Genomic DNA, 19,951 nt, shown 5'->3' on the forward strand with positions numbered 1-19,951 from the left:
GGCACGAAAGCCTAAAAATGAAGCGTGAGGAGAACGTGACGAACGTTCTGCCATCCAGTAATATAGCGCCCTTTCCATTCCTGGCCCCAATTTTGACGCATCTCCGATTGTTCATGGAGATGATCAACTATTGCCTGCAATTAAAGAACTAAAGAGCCGAACATATATGCCTTTTACACTTGGTCAACGCTGGATTAGCGACACAGAGAGCGAACTAGGATTAGGGACGGTGGTAGCGCTGGATGCGCGCATGGTCACTCTCCTTTTCCCCGCCATCGGCGAAAACCGTCTGTACTCTCGCAACGATTCCCCAATCACCCGCGTGATGTTTAACCCGGGCGACACCATTACCAGCCATGAAGGCTGGCAGCTCCACGTTGACAAAGTGAATGAAGAGAACGGGCTGCTGTCCTACACCGGCACCCGCCTGGACACCCAGGAAGCGAACGTCACCCTGCGTGAAGTGCTGCTCGACAGCAAACTGGTATTCAGCAAACCGCAGGACCGCCTGTTCGCCGGCCAAATCGACCGCATGGATCGCTTTGCTCTACGCTACCGCGCACGCAAGTTCCAGAGCGAGCAGTACCGTATGCCGTGGAGCGGCCTGCGCGGCCAGCGCACCAGCCTGATCCCGCACCAGCTGCATATCGCTCACGACGTGGGCCGTCGTCACGCGCCGCGCGTCCTGCTGGCGGACGAGGTAGGTCTCGGTAAAACCATTGAAGCCGGGATGATCCTGCATCAGCAGCTGCTCTCCGGCGCCGCCGAGCGCGTGCTGATCGTGGTCCCGGAAACCCTCCAGCACCAGTGGCTGGTGGAGATGCTGCGCCGCTTCAATCTGCGCTTCTCGCTGTTCGACGACGAGCGCTACGCCGAAGCGCAGCACGATGCCTACAACCCGTTCGAAACCGAACAGCTGGTGATCTGCTCTTTAGACTTCGTGCGCCGCAGCAAGCAACGCCTGGAGCACCTGTGCGACGCCGAGTGGGACCTGATGGTGGTCGACGAAGCGCATCACCTGGTGTGGAGCGAAGAGGCGCCGAGCCGTGAATATCAGGCCATTGAACAGCTGGCTGAGCGCGTGCCGGGTATCCTGCTGCTGACCGCGACGCCGGAACAGCTGGGGATGGAGAGCCACTTTGCGCGCCTGCGTCTGCTGGATCCGAACCGCTTCCACGATTTCGCGCAGTTTGTTGAAGAACAACAGAACTACCGCCCGGTCGCCGACGCCGTTGCCCTGCTGCTGGCGGGCAACAAGCTGAGCGACAGTGAGCTCAATACCCTGGGCGATCTGATCGGTGAGCAGGATATCGAGCCGCTGCTGCAGGCCGCCAACAGCGATCGTGAAGATGCTCAGGCCGCGCGCCAGGAGCTGGTCTCGATGCTGATGGACCGCCACGGCACCAGCCGCGTACTGTTCCGTAATACCCGTAACGGCGTGAAAGGTTTCCCGAAACGCGAGCTGCACACCATTCGCCTGCCGCTGCCGACCCAGTACCAAACAGCCATCAAAGTCTCCGGCATTATGGGCGCGCGCAAAACCGCGGAAGAGCGTGCGCGCGACATGCTCTACCCGGAGCAGATTTATCAGGAATTTGAAGGTGATACCGGAACCTGGTGGAACTTCGACCCGCGCGTCGAATGGCTGATGGGCTACCTCACCAGCCACCGTTCGCAGAAGGTACTGGTAATCTGCGCCAAGGCCGCCACCGCCCTGCAGCTGGAGCAGGTGCTGCGCGAGCGCGAAGGCATCCGCGCCGCGGTGTTCCATGAAGGGATGTCGATTATCGAACGCGACCGCGCCGCGGCGTGGTTTGCCGAAGAAGACACCGGCGCCCAGGTGCTGCTGTGTTCCGAAATTGGCTCCGAAGGGCGTAACTTCCAGTTCGCCAGCAACCTGGTAATGTTCGATCTGCCGTTTAACCCGGACCTGCTGGAGCAGCGTATCGGCCGTCTCGACCGTATCGGCCAGGCGCACGATATCCAGATCCACGTGCCGTATCTGGAGAAAACCGCGCAGTCGGTGCTGGTGCGCTGGTATCACGAAGGCCTCGACGCCTTCGAACATACTTGCCCGACCGGCCGGACCGTCTACGACAGCGTCCATGACGAACTGATTAACTACCTGGCGGCACCGGAATCCACCGACGGCTTTGACGATCTGATCAAATCCTGCCGCCAACAGCATGACGCCCTGAAGGCGCAGCTGGAGCAGGGCCGCGACCGTCTGCTGGAGATCCACTCCAACGGCGGCGAGAAAGCCCAGGCCCTGGCGGAGAGCATCGAAGAGCAGGATGACGACACCAGTCTGATCGCCTTCTCGATGAACCTGTTCGATATCGTCGGCATCAACCAGGATGACCGCGGTGAAAACCTGATCGTCCTCACCCCGTCCGACCACATGCTGGTGCCGGATTTCCCGGGCCTGCCGGAAGACGGTTGCACCATTACCTTCGAACGTGACGTGGCGCTGTCGCGTGAAGACGCGCAGTTCATCACCTGGGAGCACCCGCTGATCCGCAACGGTCTGGACCTGATCCTCTCCGGCGATACCGGTAGCAGCACCATTTCCCTGCTGAAGAATAAAGCGCTGCCGGTCGGCACCCTGCTGCTGGAACTGATCTATGTCGTCGAAGCGCAGGCGCCGAAACAGCTGCAGCTTAACCGCTTCCTGCCGGCGACCCCGGTTCGCCTGCTGCTGGATAAAAACGGCAACAACCTCGCCGCGCAGGTGGAGTTTGAAAGCTTTAATCGCCAGCTGAGCGCGGTCAACCGCCATACCGGCAGCAAGCTGGTCAACGCGGTGCAGCAGGACGTTCACGCGATTTTGCAGCAGGGTGAAGCGCAGATAGCCAAAGCAGCACAGGCGCTGATCGACACCGCGCGTAATGAAGCCGATGATAAGCTGACAGCGGAGCTGTCCCGTCTGGAAGCGCTGAAGGCAGTGAACCCGAACATCCGTGACGACGAACTGGCGGCGATCGAAAGTAACCGTCAGCAGGTGCTGGAGGCGCTGGGACAGGCCGGATGGCGTCTGGACGCGCTGCGTCTGATCGTCGTCACCCACCAGTAACGGAACGCGAAATGGCGATGGAAAACTACAATCCGCCGCAGGATCCCTGGCTGGTGATCCTGTATCAGGATGAACACATCATGGTGGTCAACAAGCCAAGTGGCTTGTTGTCCGTGCCCGGCAGGCTGGAGGAGCATAAAGACAGCGTGATGACGCGTATCCAGCGCGATTTCCCGCAGGCCGAATCGGTGCATCGCCTGGATATGGCCACCAGCGGCGTGATTGTGGTGGCGCTGAAAAAGGCCGCCGAGCGTGAACTAAAGCGTCAGTTCCGCGAGCGCGAGCCGAAGAAACAGTACGTCGCCCGCGTCTGGGGCCATCCGCAGCCGGCGGAAGGTCTGGTGGATTTACCGCTAATTTGCGACTGGCCGAACCGGCCAAAGCAGAAGGTGTGTTATGAAACCGGCAAAGCGGCGCAAACCGAGTATGAGGTGCTGGAGTACGCTGAGGATAACACCGCCCGCGTGCGCCTGAAGCCGATTACCGGGCGTTCGCACCAGCTGCGGGTACATATGCTGGCGCTGGGGCATCCGATCCTTGGCGACCGCTTCTACGCCACCCCGGAAGCGCTGGCGATGGCCCCGCGCCTGCTACTGCATGCAGAAACGTTAACCATCACCCATCCCGCCTACGGCAACGCGATGACCTTTCGCGCGCCGATCGACTTTTAGGATGTCCCCGGTAGCGCCTTGCCGCCGGGGAATACTGACCCGTTAGTCGCGGGCAAACCACGCATCAATCATCTGCTCAACGCGGGCCACGACGAGATCGGTGTCGTGACGACGGCTGCGCGCGCAGGCGTGCGCCGGCTCATCGCACAGCAGGCAGCGGCGCTGCGACTCACCCAGCGACTGGCGTCCCACCAGCCCGTTCTGCGGACAGATCACATCGATATCCCACAGGCGTCCCAGCGGATGGCTCTGCTCCAGCGTACTGCACATCGCTTTGATTTCGCTGGCCGGATACGCCACGCACCACAGCGCTTCTGGCCCGGTCGGCAGCCACAGCACTTGACGATCCAGCGTTTGCCAGCGGTGCTTCCACAGCAGCTGGTCGCAGGCCTGGAGGGCAACGCCCATCATGTTGCGATAGCGAATGCTGTCCTTCACCGCCCCCGGGGTCACCAGGGTCAGGGAAATAACAGGCTGCTGATAATGGGCCAGCCAGTCGGCCTGACGGGCTGCACGCTGCTCTTTCGCCGCCAGCAATGCGTCGATGCTGACGCCCGCCTGGGCGGGAGTATCCACTGACATTAATTCCTCTCCTACATATGATAAATGCGACAGCGCCTGGACTGTCATGATGATGGTTGCGATAGCCGATCGCGCGCTGATTGTAACGCTAAATGCGGAGCATTTAGGATACAGAACGCAGATATTTTCGGCGTTCTGTAGCGGAAAATAGCAGGTTTATCGCTGAGAGCAGCGTTAAATCACGCCAGATAGTGGCTGAGGAACAGTAGCGCCAGCGAGACATTTATCGCCCCGCCGATGCGGGTAGCGATCTGCGCGAACGGCATCAGGCTCATGCGGTTACCGGCGGTGAGGATCGCCACATCGCCGGTGCCGCCCTGCCCGCTCTGGCAACAGGAGACAATCGCCACATCGATCGGGTGCATCCCTATCTTTTTACCGACAAAGAAGCCGGTCGCCACCAGCGCGGAGACGGTACTGACGATCACCAGCAGGTTGGTGAAGGTGAAGGCGTTCACCAGCTCCTGCCACGGAGTGATCGCCACGCCGACGGCAAAGAGGATCGGATAGGTAACCGCGGTGCGGAAGAATTTATACACCATCTGCGATCCCTCCTGCAGGCGCGGAGAAACCACGTTAGCCAGCTTTAACAGCACCGCGAGGAACAGCATCCCCACCGGCGCCGGCAGGCCAATCAGTTTGTGACCGAGCATCCCCATCATATACAGCAGCACCGCCAGCAGCGCGCCGGAGGCCAGGGTCCCGACGTCGGTTTTGCCGCTCACGCCTTCACTCTCGCCAAGCGTGCGGGTTTCATGGCTGCGGTTCGGCATCAGTTGCCCTTCCCCGGTGAGATGCGGGAAGCGCTTGCCGAGCTGGTTGAGGCAGCCAGAGATGACTATCGCCGTCAGGCTGCCAAGCATCACCATCGGCAACACCCGGCCAAGGGCAACGCCCTGATCCATATGCATCAGCGCAGCGTAACCCATCGACAGCGGGATCGCCCCTTCTCCCACACCGCCGGCCATAATTGGCAGCACGATAAAGAAGAACACCTGGAACGGCTCCATACCCAGCAGCGTACCAACGCCGATGCCCACCAGCATGCCGACCACTTCGCCGCACAGCATCGGGAAGAAGATCTTCAGAAAGCCCTGAATCAGCGTGGTGCGGTTCATACTCATGATGCTGCCGACGATAATACAGCAGATGTAGAGATAGAGGATGTTGGTGGATTTATAGAATTTGGTCGTGGATTCAACGACCACGTCCGGCAGCAGACCATAGTGAACCAGCGCGGAAGGAATAAAAGTGGCGCAGATCGCCGCCGCGCCGAGTTTCCCCAACACCGGTAGGCGTTTACCAAACTCACCGCAGGCGAAGCCAAAGAACGCCAGAGTGGCCACCATCACCACGATATCGCTCGGCAGTTTACCGCCAAGGCAGTCGAGGGCAATCAGCCCCCCGGCCAGCAAAAACAGCGGCAGCGGGACGATGCCCACCTTCCAGTTATCCATGATGTGCCACCAGCGCTGCTTCAGCGTGGTTTTCGGCGTATTGATCGGTTCAAGGGTTGCAGAGAATGCATTGTCTGTGGTGCTCATAAATTCAGCCCTGTCGTTATTATTCATTTTCAGCGTAAAGGGACTGCGGCGTCGTTAATGTGAAGCTCCCCAGATTAAAAAAGAAGTTTTAATGGTCACTATGGTTTTTATGGTTTCTATTCGCGGAACCGTGCAGGAGTGATATATCGCTGATTTATTGTCGTGGTTTTTATGGTTTTTATTTCCCGCCGCGGCTGATTTCCGCGACAGCCCGCCAGCGCCTGCGTCGATGATCACAACTTTCCATTAACATTTACGTCACGAGACAGAAAAATGATAGAGTGCCGGGAGGGTATATACGCTGTCCGGGACCTATGAAATTATCTTTTCAATATAAGCTGTTTATTTCGCTGGTCGCTTTTTTTTCCGTCCTCTTTATCGCGCTCGGCATTTATTATTATTTTGACGCCAGCCGCCAGCTGTATCAGGAAATGAGTGGCCGGGCCAAAATTCAGGCTGAAGAAATAGCCCTGATGCCAAATTTACGTCAGCAGGTCAGCCAGCACGATCCGCAGGCGATTCGGGCGTTTATGCAGCAAATCGCCGCCCATAGCGATGCCAGCTTCATCGTCATCGGCGACCGTCAGGGGATTCATCTGTTTCACTCCGTCCACCCGGAATGGGTTGGCACGCGACTGGTCGGTGGCGACAACCAGGCGGTACTGGAGGGACACACCATCACCACCATACGCAAAGGCGGCCTTGGCGTCTCACTGCGTAGCAAAACGCCCATCGTCGATGACGAGGGGCAGGTGATCGGCATCGTCTCCGTGGGCTACCTGACCAGCTATCTCGACAGCATTACCCTGACCAAAGTGATCAATATTTTTATCGCTGCCATCCTGCTGCTCATCGCTCTGTTTATCTTCTCCTGGTACTTTACCCGCAGTATCAAGAAACAGATTTTTTCGCTCGAGCCGCGAGAGATAGGTCTGCTGGTGCGTCAGCAAAAGGCGATGATGGAGTCGATTTTTGAAGGAGTGATCGTCATCGATCGCCAGCGGCGTATTGAGGTGATTAACCATGCCGCCCGCAGCCTGCTGGGGCTCAGCCAGCCCGCCCGCCAGCTGCGCGGTCAGTTGATTGACAGCGTCATTTCGCCGCAGCCTTTTTTCGCCAGCGGCGACATGCTCGAGCGCGATACCCATGACGAACTGTGCCGCTTCAACCAGCTGACAGTACTTGCCAGCCGGGTGCGCATTATGCTGGAGAATACCCTGCAGGGCTGGGTGATCACTTTCCGCGATCGCAACGAAATCAATGCCCTCACCGCCCAGCTCAGCCAGGTGAAGCGCTATGTCGACAATCTGCGCATCATGCGCCACGAGCAGCTCAACCGGATGACCACCCTCTCCGGCCTGCTGCATATGGGCCACTATGACGAAGCGATCCGCTATATTCAGGCCCAGTCGGAGCATGCCCAGGAGCTACTGGACTTCATCTCCTCGCACTTTCAGTCGCCAACGCTGTGCGGCCTGCTGCTTGGCAAAGCCACCCGCGCCCGGGAAAAAGGCGTGGCCCTGAGCTTCGATCCGGCCTGTCGTATCGACCGTCCGCTGCCATCGCTGATGGAATCCGAACTGATCTCCATCATTGGCAACCTGCTGGATAATGCCATCGAAGCCACGCAGCGCGCAGAGTTTCCACACGAGCCGGTGGAGGTGTTGATCCAGCTCAACGCCCGGGAACTGATTATCGAAGTGGCTGACCGCGGCGTCGGCATCCGCCCCGATATTCGCGACCGTATTTTTGAACGCGGCGTCACCACCAAAACCCGTGGCGATCATGGTATTGGTCTGTATCTTATTGAACATTATGTCACTCAGGCGGGCGGCACTATCGAAGTCGCCGATAACGCGCCGCGGGGAACGATCTTCACCCTGTTTATCCCGGCCGATGCCCCCACCTGTCCGCAACCGGAGGCCCCCGATGCATCATGACCTGGTCGATGTGCTAATCATTGAAGACGAGAGCGAGCTGGCGCGCCTGCACGCCGAGCTTGTGCAGAAACATCCGCGTCTGCGGCTGGCAGGGATGGCGGCCTCCCTCGCCCAGGCGCGGCATTTGCTCCACGCAACGCCGCCGCAGCTGGTGCTGCTGGATAACTATTTGCCGGACGGCAAAGGGGTGACGCTGATGACCGACCCGGCGCTGGCGACCAGCCATTGTTCGGTGATCTTTATCACCGCCGCCAGCGATATGGAAACCTGCAGCCTGGCCATCCGCAACGGCGCCTTCGACTATATCCTTAAGCCGGTGTCATGGAAGCGACTGAGCCAGTCACTGGAGCGCTTTATCCAGTTCTACGATCAGCAGCGAGAATGGAAAATCGTCGATCAGCAGAACGTCGATTCCCTCTACCAACTGCAGGCGAAGAACTATCGCGTGGATAGCGGCAGCAAAGGAATTGAAGAAAAGACGCTGGCGCTGGTGCAGGGGTTATTTAGTGGCCGGGAAGCGCACTGTTTTTCCGTCGATGAGGTGGTCAGCGCCGCCGGACTCAGCAAAACCACCGCCCGTCGCTATCTGGAACATGGCGTTGAGACCGGCTTTCTGGAGGTGGAAATGCAGTACGGAAAAATTGGCCATCCGCGGCGGCTGTACCGCCGCGCCCAGAGCAAAAGCTAGAGGCCCCTCGCTGAACGGGAGGGGCGGGAAAACTCAGAAGCCGCGCTGCTCTTTGATCAGCTCCCAGGCTTTCTGAATCTCCTGAGCTTTCTGTTTGGCCATTTCCATCATCTCTGGCGGCAACCCTTTCGCCACCAGTTTGTCAGGATGGTGCTCGTTCATTAGCTTACGATAGGCGCGCTTTACCGTCGCCGCGTCATCGGTCGGTTTCACCCCCAGCACATTGCAAGCGTCTTCAAGGGTTGGCCCGCGCTGCGCCTGCTGCCAGCCGGCGTTGCCGCCACGCTGACCATAAGATTGCTGCTGTGAACTGCCGCCAAACTGGGCGCCGCCCTGCATCATCCGCAGGAATTGATCGAACTGGGCGCGGGAGATGCCGAGCTCGTCGGCAATGACGAACAGCACTTCCCGTTCGTTAGGGTGCAATTCGCCGTCGGCGAACGCCGCCTGCAGCTGAATTTCCAGAAACATCCGAATCAGATCGAAGCGACCAAAGCAGACGCTGCGCAGCTGACGCATTTTCTCGCGCAGCGGATAGTTGTCGGCCTTGCCATCGCGAAACGCCTGCTGCGCCGCCGTGCGCGAGGCGCCGTGCAGGTTCATGCGATCCATCAGCACATTGGCGACATGAATATCTGCTTCGGTGACGCGTCCCTTGGATTTGGTCAGGTGCCCCATCACTTCAAAGGTAGTGGAAAAGAAGAGCGACTGGCGCTCCTGTTGATTGGCGAAGAGATTCAACCGGCGGCTGCGCGCCCGGTCAAACATATGCCCCACCAGGAAGCCGAGCACCACGCCCCAAAACCCAACGCCCATCAGCAAAGCCACTGCCACGCCAATCACTTTACCCAAATACTGCATAGACTCCCCAACTGTTTATCGCCGTTAAGCTCGAATATGACCGCACGTTACCCGGCACTCACGCCTCGGTCAATTGTGGGACATAGCCTATAATTTGCTTTATCATACTCGTCATTCAACAGGGTGCCTAACGCTCGGGCTCGAAACGGGCAGGATTAACACTAGCGTGATAATGTTGAGTAAGTTAGGCTCTGACCGTTTGCAAGCCGCTGCCACAAGATGATGGAACAATAAATACAACGTATGAAAAAACGTATTCCCAGCCTCCTGGCTACGATGATTGCCAGCGCCTTGTATAGCCAACAAGGCCTCGCTGCCGATCTCGCAACGCAATGTATGCTTGGCGTGCCAAGCTTTGATCGTCCGCTCGTGGAAGGGCGGCCTGGCGATCTGCCGGTGACGATTAACGCCGATCATGCGAAGGGCAACTACCCGGATAATGCCGTCTTCACTGGCAACGTCGATATTAACCAGGGGAATAGCCGTCTACGAGCCGACGAAGTTCAGTTGCATCAGCAGCAGGCCGCAGGCCAGGCGCAGCCGGTGCGAACGGTGGATGCGCTGGGCAACGTCCATTACGACGATAACCAGGTGATCCTTAAAGGGCCAAAAGCCTGGTCGAATCTGAACACCAAAGATACCAACGTCTGGCAGGGCGATTATCAAATGGTCGGCCGCCAGGGACGCGGTACCGCGGACCTGATGAAACAGCGCGGCGAAAACCGCTACACCATTCTGGAAAACGGCAGCTTTACCTCCTGTCTGCCGGGATCCGACACCTGGAGCGTCGTGGGCAGCGAAGTCATCCACGACCGTGAGGAACAAGTCGCCGAGATCTGGAATGCCCGCTTCAAGCTTGGCTCCGTGCCAATCTTCTACAGTCCCTACCTGCAGCTGCCGGTGGGCGATAAGCGTCGTTCAGGCTTCCTGATCCCGAACGCCAAATACAGCACCAAAAACGGTGTGGAATTCTCCCTGCCGTACTACTGGAATATCGCGCCGAACTTCGATGCTACTATCACCCCGCACTATATGAACAAACGCGGCGGCGTGATGTGGGAAAACGAATTCCGCTATCTGACCCATCTCGGCAGCGGCTTGACCGAATTCGACTACCTGCCGTCGGATAAAGTCTATGAAGACGACCACTCCAAAGACAGCAACAGCCGCCGCTGGTTGTTCTACTGGAACCACTCCGGGGTTATCGATCAGGTCTGGCGTCTGAACGCTGACTACACCAAGGTTAGCGATCCTGACTACTTCAGCGATTTCAGCTCGAAATATGGCTCCAGTACTGACGGCTACGCCACACAGAAGTTCAGCGCCGGTTACGTCAATCAGAACTTTGACGCCACGGTCTCAACCAAGCAGTTCCAGGTCTTTGACCGGGAATCGAGCAACTCCTACTCGGCTCAGCCGCAGCTGGACGTCAACTATTACCAGAATGATGTCGGACCGTTCGATACCCATCTGTACGGTCAGGTTGCCCATTTTGTTAACTCCAATAACAACATGCCAGAAGCAACCCGCGTTCACTTCGAACCGACGATCAACCTGCCGCTGTCCAACGGCTGGGGTAGCCTGAATACTGAAGCCAAGCTGCTGGCGACCCACTACCAGCAGAGCAACCTCGATAAATACAATGCGGCCAACGGCACCGACTATAAAGAGTCCGTTAGCCGCGTGATGCCGCAGTTTAAAGTCGACGGTAAAATGGTCTTTGAACGCGACCTGCAGGAGGGATTCACCCAAACGCTGGAACCGCGTATGCAGTATCTCTACGTACCGTACCGCGATCAGAGTGAAATCGGCAGCTACGACTCCACACTGTTACAGTCAGACTATAGCGGTCTGTTCCGCGACCGCACCTATAGTGGTCTGGACCGCATTGCGTCGGCCAACCAGCTCTCCACCGGGATCACCTCCCGCGTATATGATGCCGCCGCCGTGGAACGTTTTAATATTTCCGTTGGTCAAATCTACTATTTCACCGAGTCACGCACCGGTGATGACAACATCAACTGGGAGAACAACGACACCACGGGTTCACTGGTCTGGGCTGGCGATACTTACTGGCGCATTACCGATGACTGGGGCTTGCGTGGGGGGATCCAGTACGATACGCGTCTGGATAACGTCGCCACCGGTAACGGCACCATTGAATACCGTCGGGATGAGAACCGCTTAGTCCAGCTTAACTATCGTTACGCCAGCCCGGAATACATTCAGGCCACACTGCCATCGTATTCCACGGCTGAACAATATAAACAGGGTATTTCGCAGGTGGGGATGACCGCCAGCTGGCCGATCGTCGATCGCTGGTCCGTGGTCGGGGCATACTACTACGATACCAATACCCGGAAAGCAGCAAATCAGATGTTGGGCGTCCAGTATAACTCCTGCTGCTACGCCATCCGTCTTGGCTACGAACGTAAAGTCAACGGCTGGAACAGCAACGACAACGGCGGTGAGAGCAAATACGACAACACCTTCGGAATCAATATCGAATTGCGCGGTCTGAGCTCTAACTACGGCCTCGGCACCCAGCAGATGCTGCGTTCGAACATTTTACCGTACCAGAGCTCCCTGTGATGCGGCTGGTTTACAACATCATCCGCATTTGCGGTTAATCGAAATGGAAAAAGTATGAAGAACTGGAAAACGCTGCTTCTCGGTATCGCCATGATCGCGAATACCAGTTTCGCTGCCCCCCAGGTGGTCGATAAAGTAGCGGCCGTCGTCAATAATGGCGTCGTGCTGGAAAGCGACGTCGATGGTTTGATGCAATCGGTTAAGCTCAATGCTGGTCAGGCTGGCCAACAGCTGCCGGATGACGCCACCCTGCGCCATCAAATTCTCGAAAGACTGATCATGGACCAGATCGTGTTACAGATGGGGCAGAAGATGGGCGTGAAGGTCTCTGACGACCAGCTCGATCAGGCTATCGCCAACATCGCCAAACAAAACAATATGACCATGGATCAGATGCGCAGCCGTCTGGCCTATGAAGGCATCAACTATAACACCTACCGTAACCAGATCCGTAAAGAGATGCTGATTTCGGAAGTGCGTAACAATGAAGTGCGTCGTCGCATCACCGTGCTGCCGCAGGAAGTGGAAGCGCTGGCGAAACAGATCGGCGACCAGAACGATGCCAGCACCGAGCTCAACCTGAGCCACATCCTGATCCCGCTGCCGGAAAACCCGACCTCTGACGAAGTCGCCGCGGCCCAGGAACAAGCAAACTCCATCGTTGAGCAGGCGCGCAACGGTGCGAACTTCGGCAAACTGGCTATCACCTACTCCGCTGACCAACAGGCGCTGAAGGGTGGCCAGATGGGTTGGGGCCGTATCCAGGAGCTGCCGGGCATTTTCGCTCAGGCGTTAAGCACGGCGAAGAAAGGGGATATCGTCGGTCCGATTCGTTCCGGCGTTGGTTTCCACATTCTGAAAGTCAACGACCTGCGCGGTGGTACCCAGAATATCTCCGTCACCGAGGTTCACGCCCGTCATATTCTGCTTAAGCCGTCACCGATCATGAACGATGCCCAGGCGCAGGCTAAGCTGGAACAGATCGCAGCCGAGATTAAGAGCGGGAAAATCACGTTTGCTCAAGCGGCGAAAAACTATTCTGAAGATCCGGGCTCGGCAAACCAGGGCGGTGATTTAGGCTGGGCCACGCCGGACATCTTCGACCCGGCATTCCGCGATGCGCTGATGCGTCTGAACAAAGGGCAGACCAGCGGACCGGTGCACTCTTCCTTTGGCTGGCATCTGATCGAACTGCTGGATAGCCGTCAGGTCGACAGAACCGACGCCGCGCAGAAAGATCGTGCTTACCGCATGCTGATGAACCGCAAATTCTCTGAAGAAGCGGCAACCTGGATGCAGGAACAGCGCGCCAGTGCGTACGTTAAAATTCTGAGCAACTAATATCGATGCCTGAAACCCGTAAAGTTGTTATCACTCCCGGCGAACCCGCCGGGATTGGCCCTGACCTGGTCGTGCAGCTTGCCCAGCGCGACTGGCCAGTTGAGCTGGTGATCTGCGCCGATGGCGCCCTGTTAACTGACCGAGCCCAGCGGCTCGGTCTTCCTTTATCTCTCCTGCCATACGATCCTGCGCAACCGCCCGTCCCGCAGCGTGCCGGCACCCTGACGCTGCTGAACGTGCCGCTGAACGTTCCGGCGGAACCCGGCGTGCTGAACGTGCAAAACGGCGCCTACGTAGTGGAGACGCTGGCGCGCGCCTGCGACGGCTGTCTGAACGGTGAATTTGCGGCGTTAGTGACCGGCCCGGTGCACAAAGGCAACATCAACGACGCTGGCATCGCCTTCACCGGTCATACCGAGTTCTTTGAAGAACGTGCCCAGGCCAGCAAAGTGGTAATGATGCTGGCGACTGAAGAGCTGCGGGTGGCGCTGGTCACCACCCATCTGCCGTTGAAAGCCATCAGCGAAGCGATTACACCCGACCTGCTGCGCGAGATCATCACCATCCTCGATCACGACCTGCGCACAAAGTTCGGTATTGCCCAGCCCCACGTACTGGTTTGCGGGCTTAATCCGCATGCCGGCGAAGGCGGCCATATGGGAACGGAAGAGATAGATACCATCATTCCGGTACTGGAAGAGATGCGCGCAAAGGGAATGCACCTCAGCGGCCCGCTGCCGGCAGACACCCTCTTCCAGCCGAAATATCTTGATCATGCCGATGCGGTTCTCGCGATGTACCACGATCAGGGCCTGCCCGTGCTAAAATACCAGGGCTTTGGCCGCGGCGTGAACATTACGCTCGGTTTACCTTTTATTCGTACCTCCGTCGACCACGGCACCGCACTGGAATTAGCGGGCCAGGGAAAAGCGGACGTCGGCAGTTTTATCACGGCGCTTAATCTCGCCATCAAAATGATTGTTAATACCCAATGAATAATCGAGTCCATCAGGGCCACTTAGCCCGTAAACGCTTCGGGCAGAACTTCCTCAACGATCAGTTTGTGATCGACAGCATCGTCTCGGCGATTAATCCGCAGAAAGGCCAGGCGATGGTTGAAATCGGCCCCGGTCTGGCGGCCCTGACCGAGCCGGTCGGCGAACGCCTTGACCAGCTGACCGTCATCGAACTGGACCGCGATCTGGCGGCTCGTCTGCAGACGCATCCATTCCTCGGTCCAAAGCTGACCATCTACCAGCAAGATGCGATGACCATGAACTTCGGCGAGCTGGCGGAGAAAATGGGTCAGCCGCTGCGCGTCTTCGGCAACCTGCCGTACAATATTTCCACCCCGCTGATGTTCCATCTGTTCAGCTATACTGATGCCATTGCCGATATGCACTTTATGCTGCAGAAGGAAGTGGTGAATCGTCTGGTTGCCGGACCGAACAGTAAGGCGTATGGTCGATTAAGCGTGATGGCGCAATATTATTGCCAGGTGATCCCGGTACTCGAAGTGCCGCCAAGCGCGTTTACCCCACCGCCTAAGGTCGACTCCGCGGTGGTACGCCTGGTGCCGCACAGCACCATGCCGTATCCGGTCAAAGAGATCCGGGTGCTGAGCCGCATCACCACCGAAGCGTTCAACCAGCGCCGCAAAACCATCCGCAACAGTCTCGGCAATCTGTTCAGCGTGGAAGTGCTGACCGAGCTGGGCATTGACCCGGCCATGCGTGCAGAAAATATTTCCGTGGCGCAGTACTGTCAGATGGCCAACTGGCTGTCTGACAATCTGCCATCGAAGGAGAGCTAACCATGATTCATTCGCCCCGGGTGTGTGTCCAGGTACAGAGCGTCTATATCGAATCGCAGTCTTCCCCGGAAGAAGAGCGCTATGTCTTCGCTTACACCGTCACCATTCGCAACCTGGGGCGGAGTCAGGTTCAGCTGCTTGGCCGCTACTGGCTCATCACTAACGGCCACGGTCGTGAGACTGAAGTTCAGGGTGAAGGGGTGGTCGGCGAGCAACCGCATATTCCCGCCGGCGGTGAATATCAATATACCAGCGGCGCAGTGATTGAAACGCCGCTGGGAACCATGCAGGGTCATTATGAGATGATCGATATCGACGGCGCGCCGTTCCGTATCGAGATCCCTGTGTTCCGTCTCGCAGTTCCAACGCTCATTCATTAAAACAATGTCAACATACCTTATTGGCGACGTTCACGGTTGCTACGATGAACTGATCGCATTATTAGCGCAGGTTAAATTCAACCCGGGCACCGACACGCTATGGCTCACCGGCGATCTGGTGGCCCGTGGCCCGGGGTCGCTGGAGGTCCTGCGCTATGTCAAATCTCTGGGCGACAGCGTGCGACTGGTGCTGGGCAACCATGACTTACACCTGCTGGCGGTCTTTGCCGGTATCAGCCGCAACAAGCCAAAGGATCGTCTGAAATCCCTGCTGGAAGCCCCGGATGCCGATGAGCTGCTCAACTGGCTGCGTCGCCAGCCGCTGCTGCAGGTGGATGAAGAGAAAAAACTGGTAATGGCCCATGCCGGCATCACGCCGCAGTGGGATCTGGAGACCGCCCAGCAGTGCGCGCGCGATGTTGAAGCGGTGCTCTCCAGCGACTCCTATCCTTTCTTCCTGGATGCCATGTACGGCGACATGCCGAACCACTGGAGCAACGAGCTGAGCGGTCTGGCGCGCCTGCGCTTTATCTCTAACGCCTTTACCCGCATGCGCTACTGTTTCCCGAACGGCCAGCTGGATATGTATTCGAAAGAAGCGCCCGAGGACGCCCCGGCGCCGCTGAAACCGTGGTTTGCCATTCCGGGCCCGGTCAGCAGTGCGTACAGTATTGCCTTTGGGCATTGGGCTTCGCTGGAGGGACGCGGCACGCCGGAGGGGATTTACGCCCTGGATACCGGCTGTTGCTGGGGTGGGGAACTCACCTGCCTGCGCTGGGAAGATAAGCAGTACTTCACCCAGCCGTCGAACCGGCAGAAAAGCCTCGACGAAGGGGAAGCCGTCGCGTCCTGAGTCTTCCCGGATGGCGGCGCGTTGCGCCTTATCCGGGCTACCTGCAGCGTCGTTTTGTCGGGTGGCGGCTAACGCCTTACCCGACCTACATTTCCGTGCGGGAACATGACGCAGTCCCGTAGGCCCGCGCAAGCGCAGCGCCGCCGGGCAAGAACTGCGGGCACAAAGCCACTTTTGTGTCGGGTGGCGGCTAACGCCTTACCCGACCTACAGTTCCGTGCGGGAACATGACGCAGTCCCGTAGGCCCGCGCAAGCGCAGCGCCGCCGGGCAAGAACTGCGGGCACAAAGCCACTTTTGTTTCGGGTGGCGGCTAGCGCCTTACCCGACCTACGTTTATATGCGATTTGTCTCCCCGGTGAGCGCTCCAGGAAGGCGGAGCCTGCGAAGGGATACATAACGCAGAAAAAATATTGGCTGCGCCATCGTCACGGAATTCATGCAAAAGAAAACCCCGGTTACGCCAGACGCGACCGGGGTTTTTCATGGCAATCCTTCCCGCTTAACGGCGTTCGAGGATCTCAAAGCAGTAGCTGTGGGAGTTCTGCGCATCGGCATCATGAAACTCGCTGAACACCGATTCCCACTCGTCCGGATCGTAATCCGGGAAATGGGTATCACCTTCCACTTCCGCATCGATATGGGTCAGATACAGCTTCTGCGCTTTCGGCAGAAACTGCTCATACACGCGGCCACCGCCAATCACCATAATCTCTTCCACATCGCCGCAGGCGGCAATCGCTTCCTCAACGGAGGAGACCCACTGCACGCGATCGTCGCTGCCGGGTTTGCTGCTGATCACGATGTTTTTACGCCCCGGCAACGGGCGCCCAATGGATTCCCAGGTCAGACGCCCCATCACTACCGGCTTATTTAACGTGTTGCGCTTGAACCAGGCGAGATCGGCAGGCAGGTTCCATGGCATGGCGTTTTCCATACCAATCACGCGATCTACCGCTAACGCCGCAATCAGACTGATCATTCATTCATTCCTGAGTACAAAAAATTGTCGCCACTATACGGAAAGCGTACAACTTCGTCGACTGGGCTGAGAGTAAAGAATCAGAAAATTTTCTGATTTGCTGGCAAGCCCACGTTCGTGCCGTGGGCCGCCAGATGAGGATCTAAAAGAAAACAAAATGTTACTGGTAAGCGTCAGGCAGACGGCTTATTTTCCGGCTCATCGGCAATATCCCCGGTGTGCCTGCCCTCTTCCGTACCCTGCCAGCCATGACGCTGCACCAGCGACAGATGATGACGATCTTCGTTGATGATGCCGGTGAGCATATCGCTGGTCCGCTTGAAGACCGCCACCCGCGACGCCGCGTCGTTTTCCGCCATCGCCACCATCTCTTCGACCATTTGCAGGTTGAAACGGCGGAACAGATCGGCCCGCTCACGCGCTTCATAGGCGCCAAGCCCCAGCGCCTCCAGCGTCATTCGGCCGGACTTCAGCGCCGCCTCGAAGGTTTCACGCTCCGGCGCCTCGACGCCAGCCTGACGCAGCTGGATATAATGATCGACATCGCGGGCGCGGGAGATAATCTGCAGATGCGGGAAATGTTCTTTCACCCTCGCCACCAGCTCCAGGCTGACGTGCGGATCGTCGATGGCATTGATCAGTACTTCCGCCTTTTCTGCACCGGCTGACTCCAGCAGATCGACCCGGGTGGCATCGCCGTAGAAAACCTTCATATCAAATTTGCGCAGGGTATCGACATGGTCCGGGTCGTGATCGAGGATCACCATCTTCACCCCGCTCGAGAGCAGCAGTCGCCCGGCAATCTGCCCGAAGCGGCCAAAGCCGGCGACAATCACCCGCGGCTGCTCTTCATCAATCTCGTCAGCATCCCGCGCCTGGCCGCTGGACGATTTCTCCATGCGGGTCAGCAGCACCAGCAGAATGGGGGTTGCCGCCATCGATAGCGCCACCGCCAGGGTCAGCGCCTTAGCCCATTCGCCGTCCAGTACATCCGCCATCCGCGCGGCGCCAAAGACCACAAACGCGAACTCACTCCCCTGCCCCAGCAACACCGCAAACCAGCGGCGCTGGGCGCGCGGTACGCCCAGCGGCCTGGCGATAAGCCACAACATCAGCATTTTTATCGCCAGGAAACCGACCAGCAAAATCACAATACGCAGCGGATGGGTAACCAGGGTGCCGAAATCAATCGACATGCCGACGCCGATAAAGAACAGCCCCAGCAGCAGTCCTTTAAACGGCTCAATATCGCTTTCCAGCGCATGGCGATACTCGGAGCTGGCCAGCAGCACCCCGGCGAGAAACGCCCCCATCGCCATCGACAGCCCCACCTCTTCCAGCAATAAGCCAAAGCCGAAGACCAGGAACAAGGCCACGGCGCTGAACACTTCGCGCAGGCCGGAACGGGCGACAAAGCGCAGCAGCGGGCGGGTCAGATAGCGCCCCAGGACCACAACCAGCGCCAGCGCTGCGGCCACTTTCAGCGCGGAGAGGGCAAACGCCATCAGCGAAGTGGCGCCGCCGCTGGCCGCCAGCAGGGGGATCATCGCCACCAATGGAATCGCCGCAATATCCTGAAACAGCAGCACCGCGAAGGCGCTCCGCCCCATCTGCGACACCGTCAGATTGCGCTCATTCATCGCCTGCATCGCAATGGCTGTGGAAGAGAGCGCCAGGGTCATGCCTATCAGCTCGGCCACCTGCCAGCGCAAGCCCAGCAGCATGCAGAACAGACCGATCAACACCCCGCAGGCCACCATCTGCAGCGCGCCGCCGCCAAACACCGAGGCGCGTAGCTTCCACAGGCGCTGCGGATCCAGCTCCAGACCAATCACAAACAGCATCAGCACCACGCCAATCTCGGCAAAGTGCAGAATCGCCTCGGCATCGGTCACCAGCCGCAGCCCCCACGGGCCGATAATACAGCCGGCGATGAGATAGCCCAGCACCGACCCCAGCCCCAGACGGACGGCGATGGGCACAATCAGCGCCGCGGCGCCCAGGTAAATCAGCGCTTGTATCAGCGTATGGCTATCCATTCTGGTGTGCCTCCTGCCAGTCGATTAAGCGTTGACGATAATGGCGGGCCTGCGCCTGCAGCGTTTCGTCATCGCAGATAAAGGTGCAGTGCATGGCGAACGGCGGCAGCCATTTCATCCCGCAGTAAAGCGCGGTTGCCTGCAGAGGCTGCGCCAGCACCGGAAAACCAGGGAATGAGCCGATGTCGAAGTGGCTTTCACCGCCGCCGGTGGTCACCGCCCACATCAGCGATTTACCGCGCAGCGCAATACCGTTATGGCCATAGGCCCAGCCGTGCGCCAACACTTTGTCCATCCACAGCTTGAGCAGCGGCGGTACGCTATACCATTGCATAGGGTGCTGCCAGATAACCAGATCGGCACGGGCCAGCGCCGCCTGCTCGGCGGCGATATCGATATTAAAGTCAGGATAGAGTTGATAGAGGGAGCGTATCTCTACGCCTTCAAGCGTCCCTGCCTGTTCAAGCATTCGCTTATTCGCATGAGAATGCTGCGGATAAGGATGCGCATAAATTATCAGAATCATTGATTGGCCTGCGTTTGCTCTTGTCGTAATCAGCAAGAGTGTAGACAGTTAAGCCAACCGCTTACAA

The 19,951-nt window shown here is 58.1% G+C and carries 16 protein-coding genes; 10 read left to right on the forward strand and 6 right to left on the reverse strand.

The window, feature by feature from the left end; genetic code table 11:
- The first annotated feature begins 166 nt into the window (after positions 1-166).
- Positions 167-3,073: an RNA polymerase-associated protein RapA gene (gene rapA / locus LGL98_RS21150; protein WP_136028909.1), complete on the forward strand. Its 2,907-nt coding sequence runs from the start codon at positions 167-169 to the stop codon at positions 3,071-3,073.
- Between the two features lie 11 nt (positions 3,074-3,084).
- Positions 3,085-3,744 (forward strand): bifunctional tRNA pseudouridine(32) synthase/23S rRNA pseudouridine(746) synthase RluA, encoded by a 660-nt coding sequence (gene rluA / locus LGL98_RS21155; protein ID WP_136028907.1) that lies wholly within the window; start codon positions 3,085-3,087, stop codon positions 3,742-3,744.
- Positions 3,745-3,786: 42 nt separating this feature from the next.
- Here rluA and citX read toward each other — a convergent pair whose 3' ends face one another.
- On the reverse strand, positions 3,787-4,326 hold the full coding sequence (citX, locus tag LGL98_RS21160; protein WP_136028905.1) for a citrate lyase holo-[acyl-carrier protein] synthase: 540 nt from the start codon (positions 4,324-4,326) through the stop codon (positions 3,787-3,789).
- A 179-nt stretch (positions 4,327-4,505) separates the two neighbouring features.
- Positions 4,506-5,870 carry a 2-hydroxycarboxylate transporter family protein gene (locus LGL98_RS21165; protein ID WP_136028903.1) on the reverse strand — a complete coding sequence of 455 codons (1,365 nt, stop codon included), beginning with the start codon at positions 5,868-5,870 and terminating at the stop codon, positions 4,506-4,508.
- Between the two features lie 314 nt (positions 5,871-6,184).
- Between LGL98_RS21165 and LGL98_RS21170 the strand changes: the two genes are divergently transcribed.
- Together LGL98_RS21170 and LGL98_RS21175 are read left to right on the forward strand one after the other, a co-directional pair.
- A complete protein-coding gene (locus LGL98_RS21170) occupies positions 6,185-7,810 on the forward strand; it encodes an ATP-binding protein (protein ID WP_136028901.1) in 1,626 nt (541 codons plus the stop codon).
- On the forward strand, positions 7,800-8,498 hold the full coding sequence (locus LGL98_RS21175) for a response regulator (RefSeq protein ID WP_136028898.1): 699 nt from the start codon (positions 7,800-7,802) through the stop codon (positions 8,496-8,498). Before LGL98_RS21170 ends, LGL98_RS21175 begins: the two co-directional genes overlap by 11 nt.
- A gap of 33 nt (positions 8,499-8,531) precedes the next feature.
- Here the strand turns inward: LGL98_RS21175 and djlA are convergent, their stop codons facing one another.
- Complete coding sequence (gene djlA, locus LGL98_RS21180) at positions 8,532-9,359, reverse strand: co-chaperone DjlA (RefSeq protein WP_136028897.1); 828 nt, start codon at positions 9,357-9,359, stop codon at positions 8,532-8,534.
- A gap of 243 nt (positions 9,360-9,602) precedes the next feature.
- Between djlA and lptD the strand changes: the two genes are divergently transcribed.
- Genes lptD through apaH form a run of 6 tightly spaced genes read left to right on the forward strand, consistent with a single transcriptional unit; the run spans position 9,603 to position 16,338 of the window.
- A complete protein-coding gene (gene lptD, locus LGL98_RS21185) occupies positions 9,603-11,951 on the forward strand; it encodes an LPS assembly protein LptD (protein WP_136028895.1) in 2,349 nt (782 codons plus the stop codon).
- A gap of 54 nt (positions 11,952-12,005) precedes the next feature.
- A complete protein-coding gene (gene surA / locus LGL98_RS21190) occupies positions 12,006-13,292 on the forward strand; it encodes a peptidylprolyl isomerase SurA (protein WP_136028893.1) in 1,287 nt (428 codons plus the stop codon).
- 5 nt (positions 13,293-13,297) lie between these two features.
- Positions 13,298-14,287, forward strand: a complete 990-nt coding sequence (gene pdxA, locus LGL98_RS21195) for a 4-hydroxythreonine-4-phosphate dehydrogenase PdxA (protein ID WP_136028891.1) — start codon at positions 13,298-13,300, stop codon at positions 14,285-14,287.
- Positions 14,284-15,105 carry a 16S rRNA (adenine(1518)-N(6)/adenine(1519)-N(6))-dimethyltransferase RsmA gene (gene rsmA, locus LGL98_RS21200; RefSeq protein WP_004204275.1) on the forward strand — a complete coding sequence of 274 codons (822 nt, stop codon included), beginning with the start codon at positions 14,284-14,286 and terminating at the stop codon, positions 15,103-15,105. The genes pdxA and rsmA overlap by 4 nt, the downstream gene beginning before the upstream one ends.
- A 2-nt stretch (positions 15,106-15,107) precedes the next feature.
- Positions 15,108-15,485: a Co2+/Mg2+ efflux facilitator ApaG/CorD gene (apaG, locus tag LGL98_RS21205; protein ID WP_002888323.1), complete on the forward strand. Its 378-nt coding sequence runs from the start codon at positions 15,108-15,110 to the stop codon at positions 15,483-15,485.
- 4 nt (positions 15,486-15,489) lie between these two features.
- The gene (apaH, locus tag LGL98_RS21210; protein WP_136028889.1) at positions 15,490-16,338 is read left to right on the forward strand and encodes a bis(5'-nucleosyl)-tetraphosphatase (symmetrical) ApaH; all 849 of its coding nucleotides are present in this window, start codon (positions 15,490-15,492) and stop codon (positions 16,336-16,338) included.
- Positions 16,339-16,839: 501 nt separating this feature from the next.
- On the opposite strand, the gene folA is transcribed toward apaH, so the two are convergent.
- From folA to kefF, 3 genes are all read right to left on the reverse strand, one after another.
- Positions 16,840-17,319, reverse strand: a complete 480-nt coding sequence (folA, locus tag LGL98_RS21215) for a type 3 dihydrofolate reductase (RefSeq protein ID WP_002888320.1) — start codon at positions 17,317-17,319, stop codon at positions 16,840-16,842.
- Between the two features lie 173 nt (positions 17,320-17,492).
- Positions 17,493-19,358 (reverse strand): glutathione-regulated potassium-efflux system protein KefC, encoded by a 1,866-nt coding sequence (gene kefC / locus LGL98_RS21220; RefSeq protein ID WP_136028886.1) that lies wholly within the window; start codon positions 19,356-19,358, stop codon positions 17,493-17,495.
- Positions 19,351-19,884 carry a glutathione-regulated potassium-efflux system oxidoreductase KefF gene (gene kefF, locus LGL98_RS21225; RefSeq protein WP_136028884.1) on the reverse strand — a complete coding sequence of 178 codons (534 nt, stop codon included), beginning with the start codon at positions 19,882-19,884 and terminating at the stop codon, positions 19,351-19,353. The genes kefC and kefF overlap by 8 nt, the downstream gene beginning before the upstream one ends.
- Positions 19,885-19,951 lie beyond the last annotated feature (67 nt).

Origin of the sequence: Klebsiella africana, from assembly GCF_020526085.1 — a bacterium.
GTDB classification, from domain to species: domain Bacteria; phylum Pseudomonadota; class Gammaproteobacteria; order Enterobacterales; family Enterobacteriaceae; genus Klebsiella; species Klebsiella africana.

Coding starts and splice junctions, on each gene's coding strand:
- rapA (WP_136028909.1), top strand. CDS start 167: ATGCCTTTTACACTTGGTCAACGCTGGATTAGCGACACAGAGAGCGAA.
- rluA (WP_136028907.1), top strand. CDS start 3,085: ATGGCGATGGAAAACTACAATCCGCCGCAGGATCCCTGGCTGGTGATC.
- citX (WP_136028905.1), bottom strand. CDS start 4,326: ATGTCAGTGGATACTCCCGCCCAGGCGGGCGTCAGCATCGACGCATTG.
- LGL98_RS21165 (WP_136028903.1), bottom strand. CDS start 5,870: ATGAGCACCACAGACAATGCATTCTCTGCAACCCTTGAACCGATCAAT.
- LGL98_RS21170 (WP_136028901.1), top strand. CDS start 6,185: ATGAAATTATCTTTTCAATATAAGCTGTTTATTTCGCTGGTCGCTTTT.
- LGL98_RS21175 (WP_136028898.1), top strand. CDS start 7,800: ATGCATCATGACCTGGTCGATGTGCTAATCATTGAAGACGAGAGCGAG.
- djlA (WP_136028897.1), bottom strand. CDS start 9,359: ATGCAGTATTTGGGTAAAGTGATTGGCGTGGCAGTGGCTTTGCTGATG.
- lptD (WP_136028895.1), top strand. CDS start 9,603: ATGAAAAAACGTATTCCCAGCCTCCTGGCTACGATGATTGCCAGCGCC.
- surA (WP_136028893.1), top strand. CDS start 12,006: ATGAAGAACTGGAAAACGCTGCTTCTCGGTATCGCCATGATCGCGAAT.
- pdxA (WP_136028891.1), top strand. CDS start 13,298: ATGCCTGAAACCCGTAAAGTTGTTATCACTCCCGGCGAACCCGCCGGG.
- rsmA (WP_004204275.1), top strand. CDS start 14,284: ATGAATAATCGAGTCCATCAGGGCCACTTAGCCCGTAAACGCTTCGGG.
- apaG (WP_002888323.1), top strand. CDS start 15,108: ATGATTCATTCGCCCCGGGTGTGTGTCCAGGTACAGAGCGTCTATATC.
- apaH (WP_136028889.1), top strand. CDS start 15,490: ATGTCAACATACCTTATTGGCGACGTTCACGGTTGCTACGATGAACTG.
- folA (WP_002888320.1), bottom strand. CDS start 17,319: ATGATCAGTCTGATTGCGGCGTTAGCGGTAGATCGCGTGATTGGTATG.
- kefC (WP_136028886.1), bottom strand. CDS start 19,358: ATGGATAGCCATACGCTGATACAAGCGCTGATTTACCTGGGCGCCGCG.
- kefF (WP_136028884.1), bottom strand. CDS start 19,884: ATGATTCTGATAATTTATGCGCATCCTTATCCGCAGCATTCTCATGCG.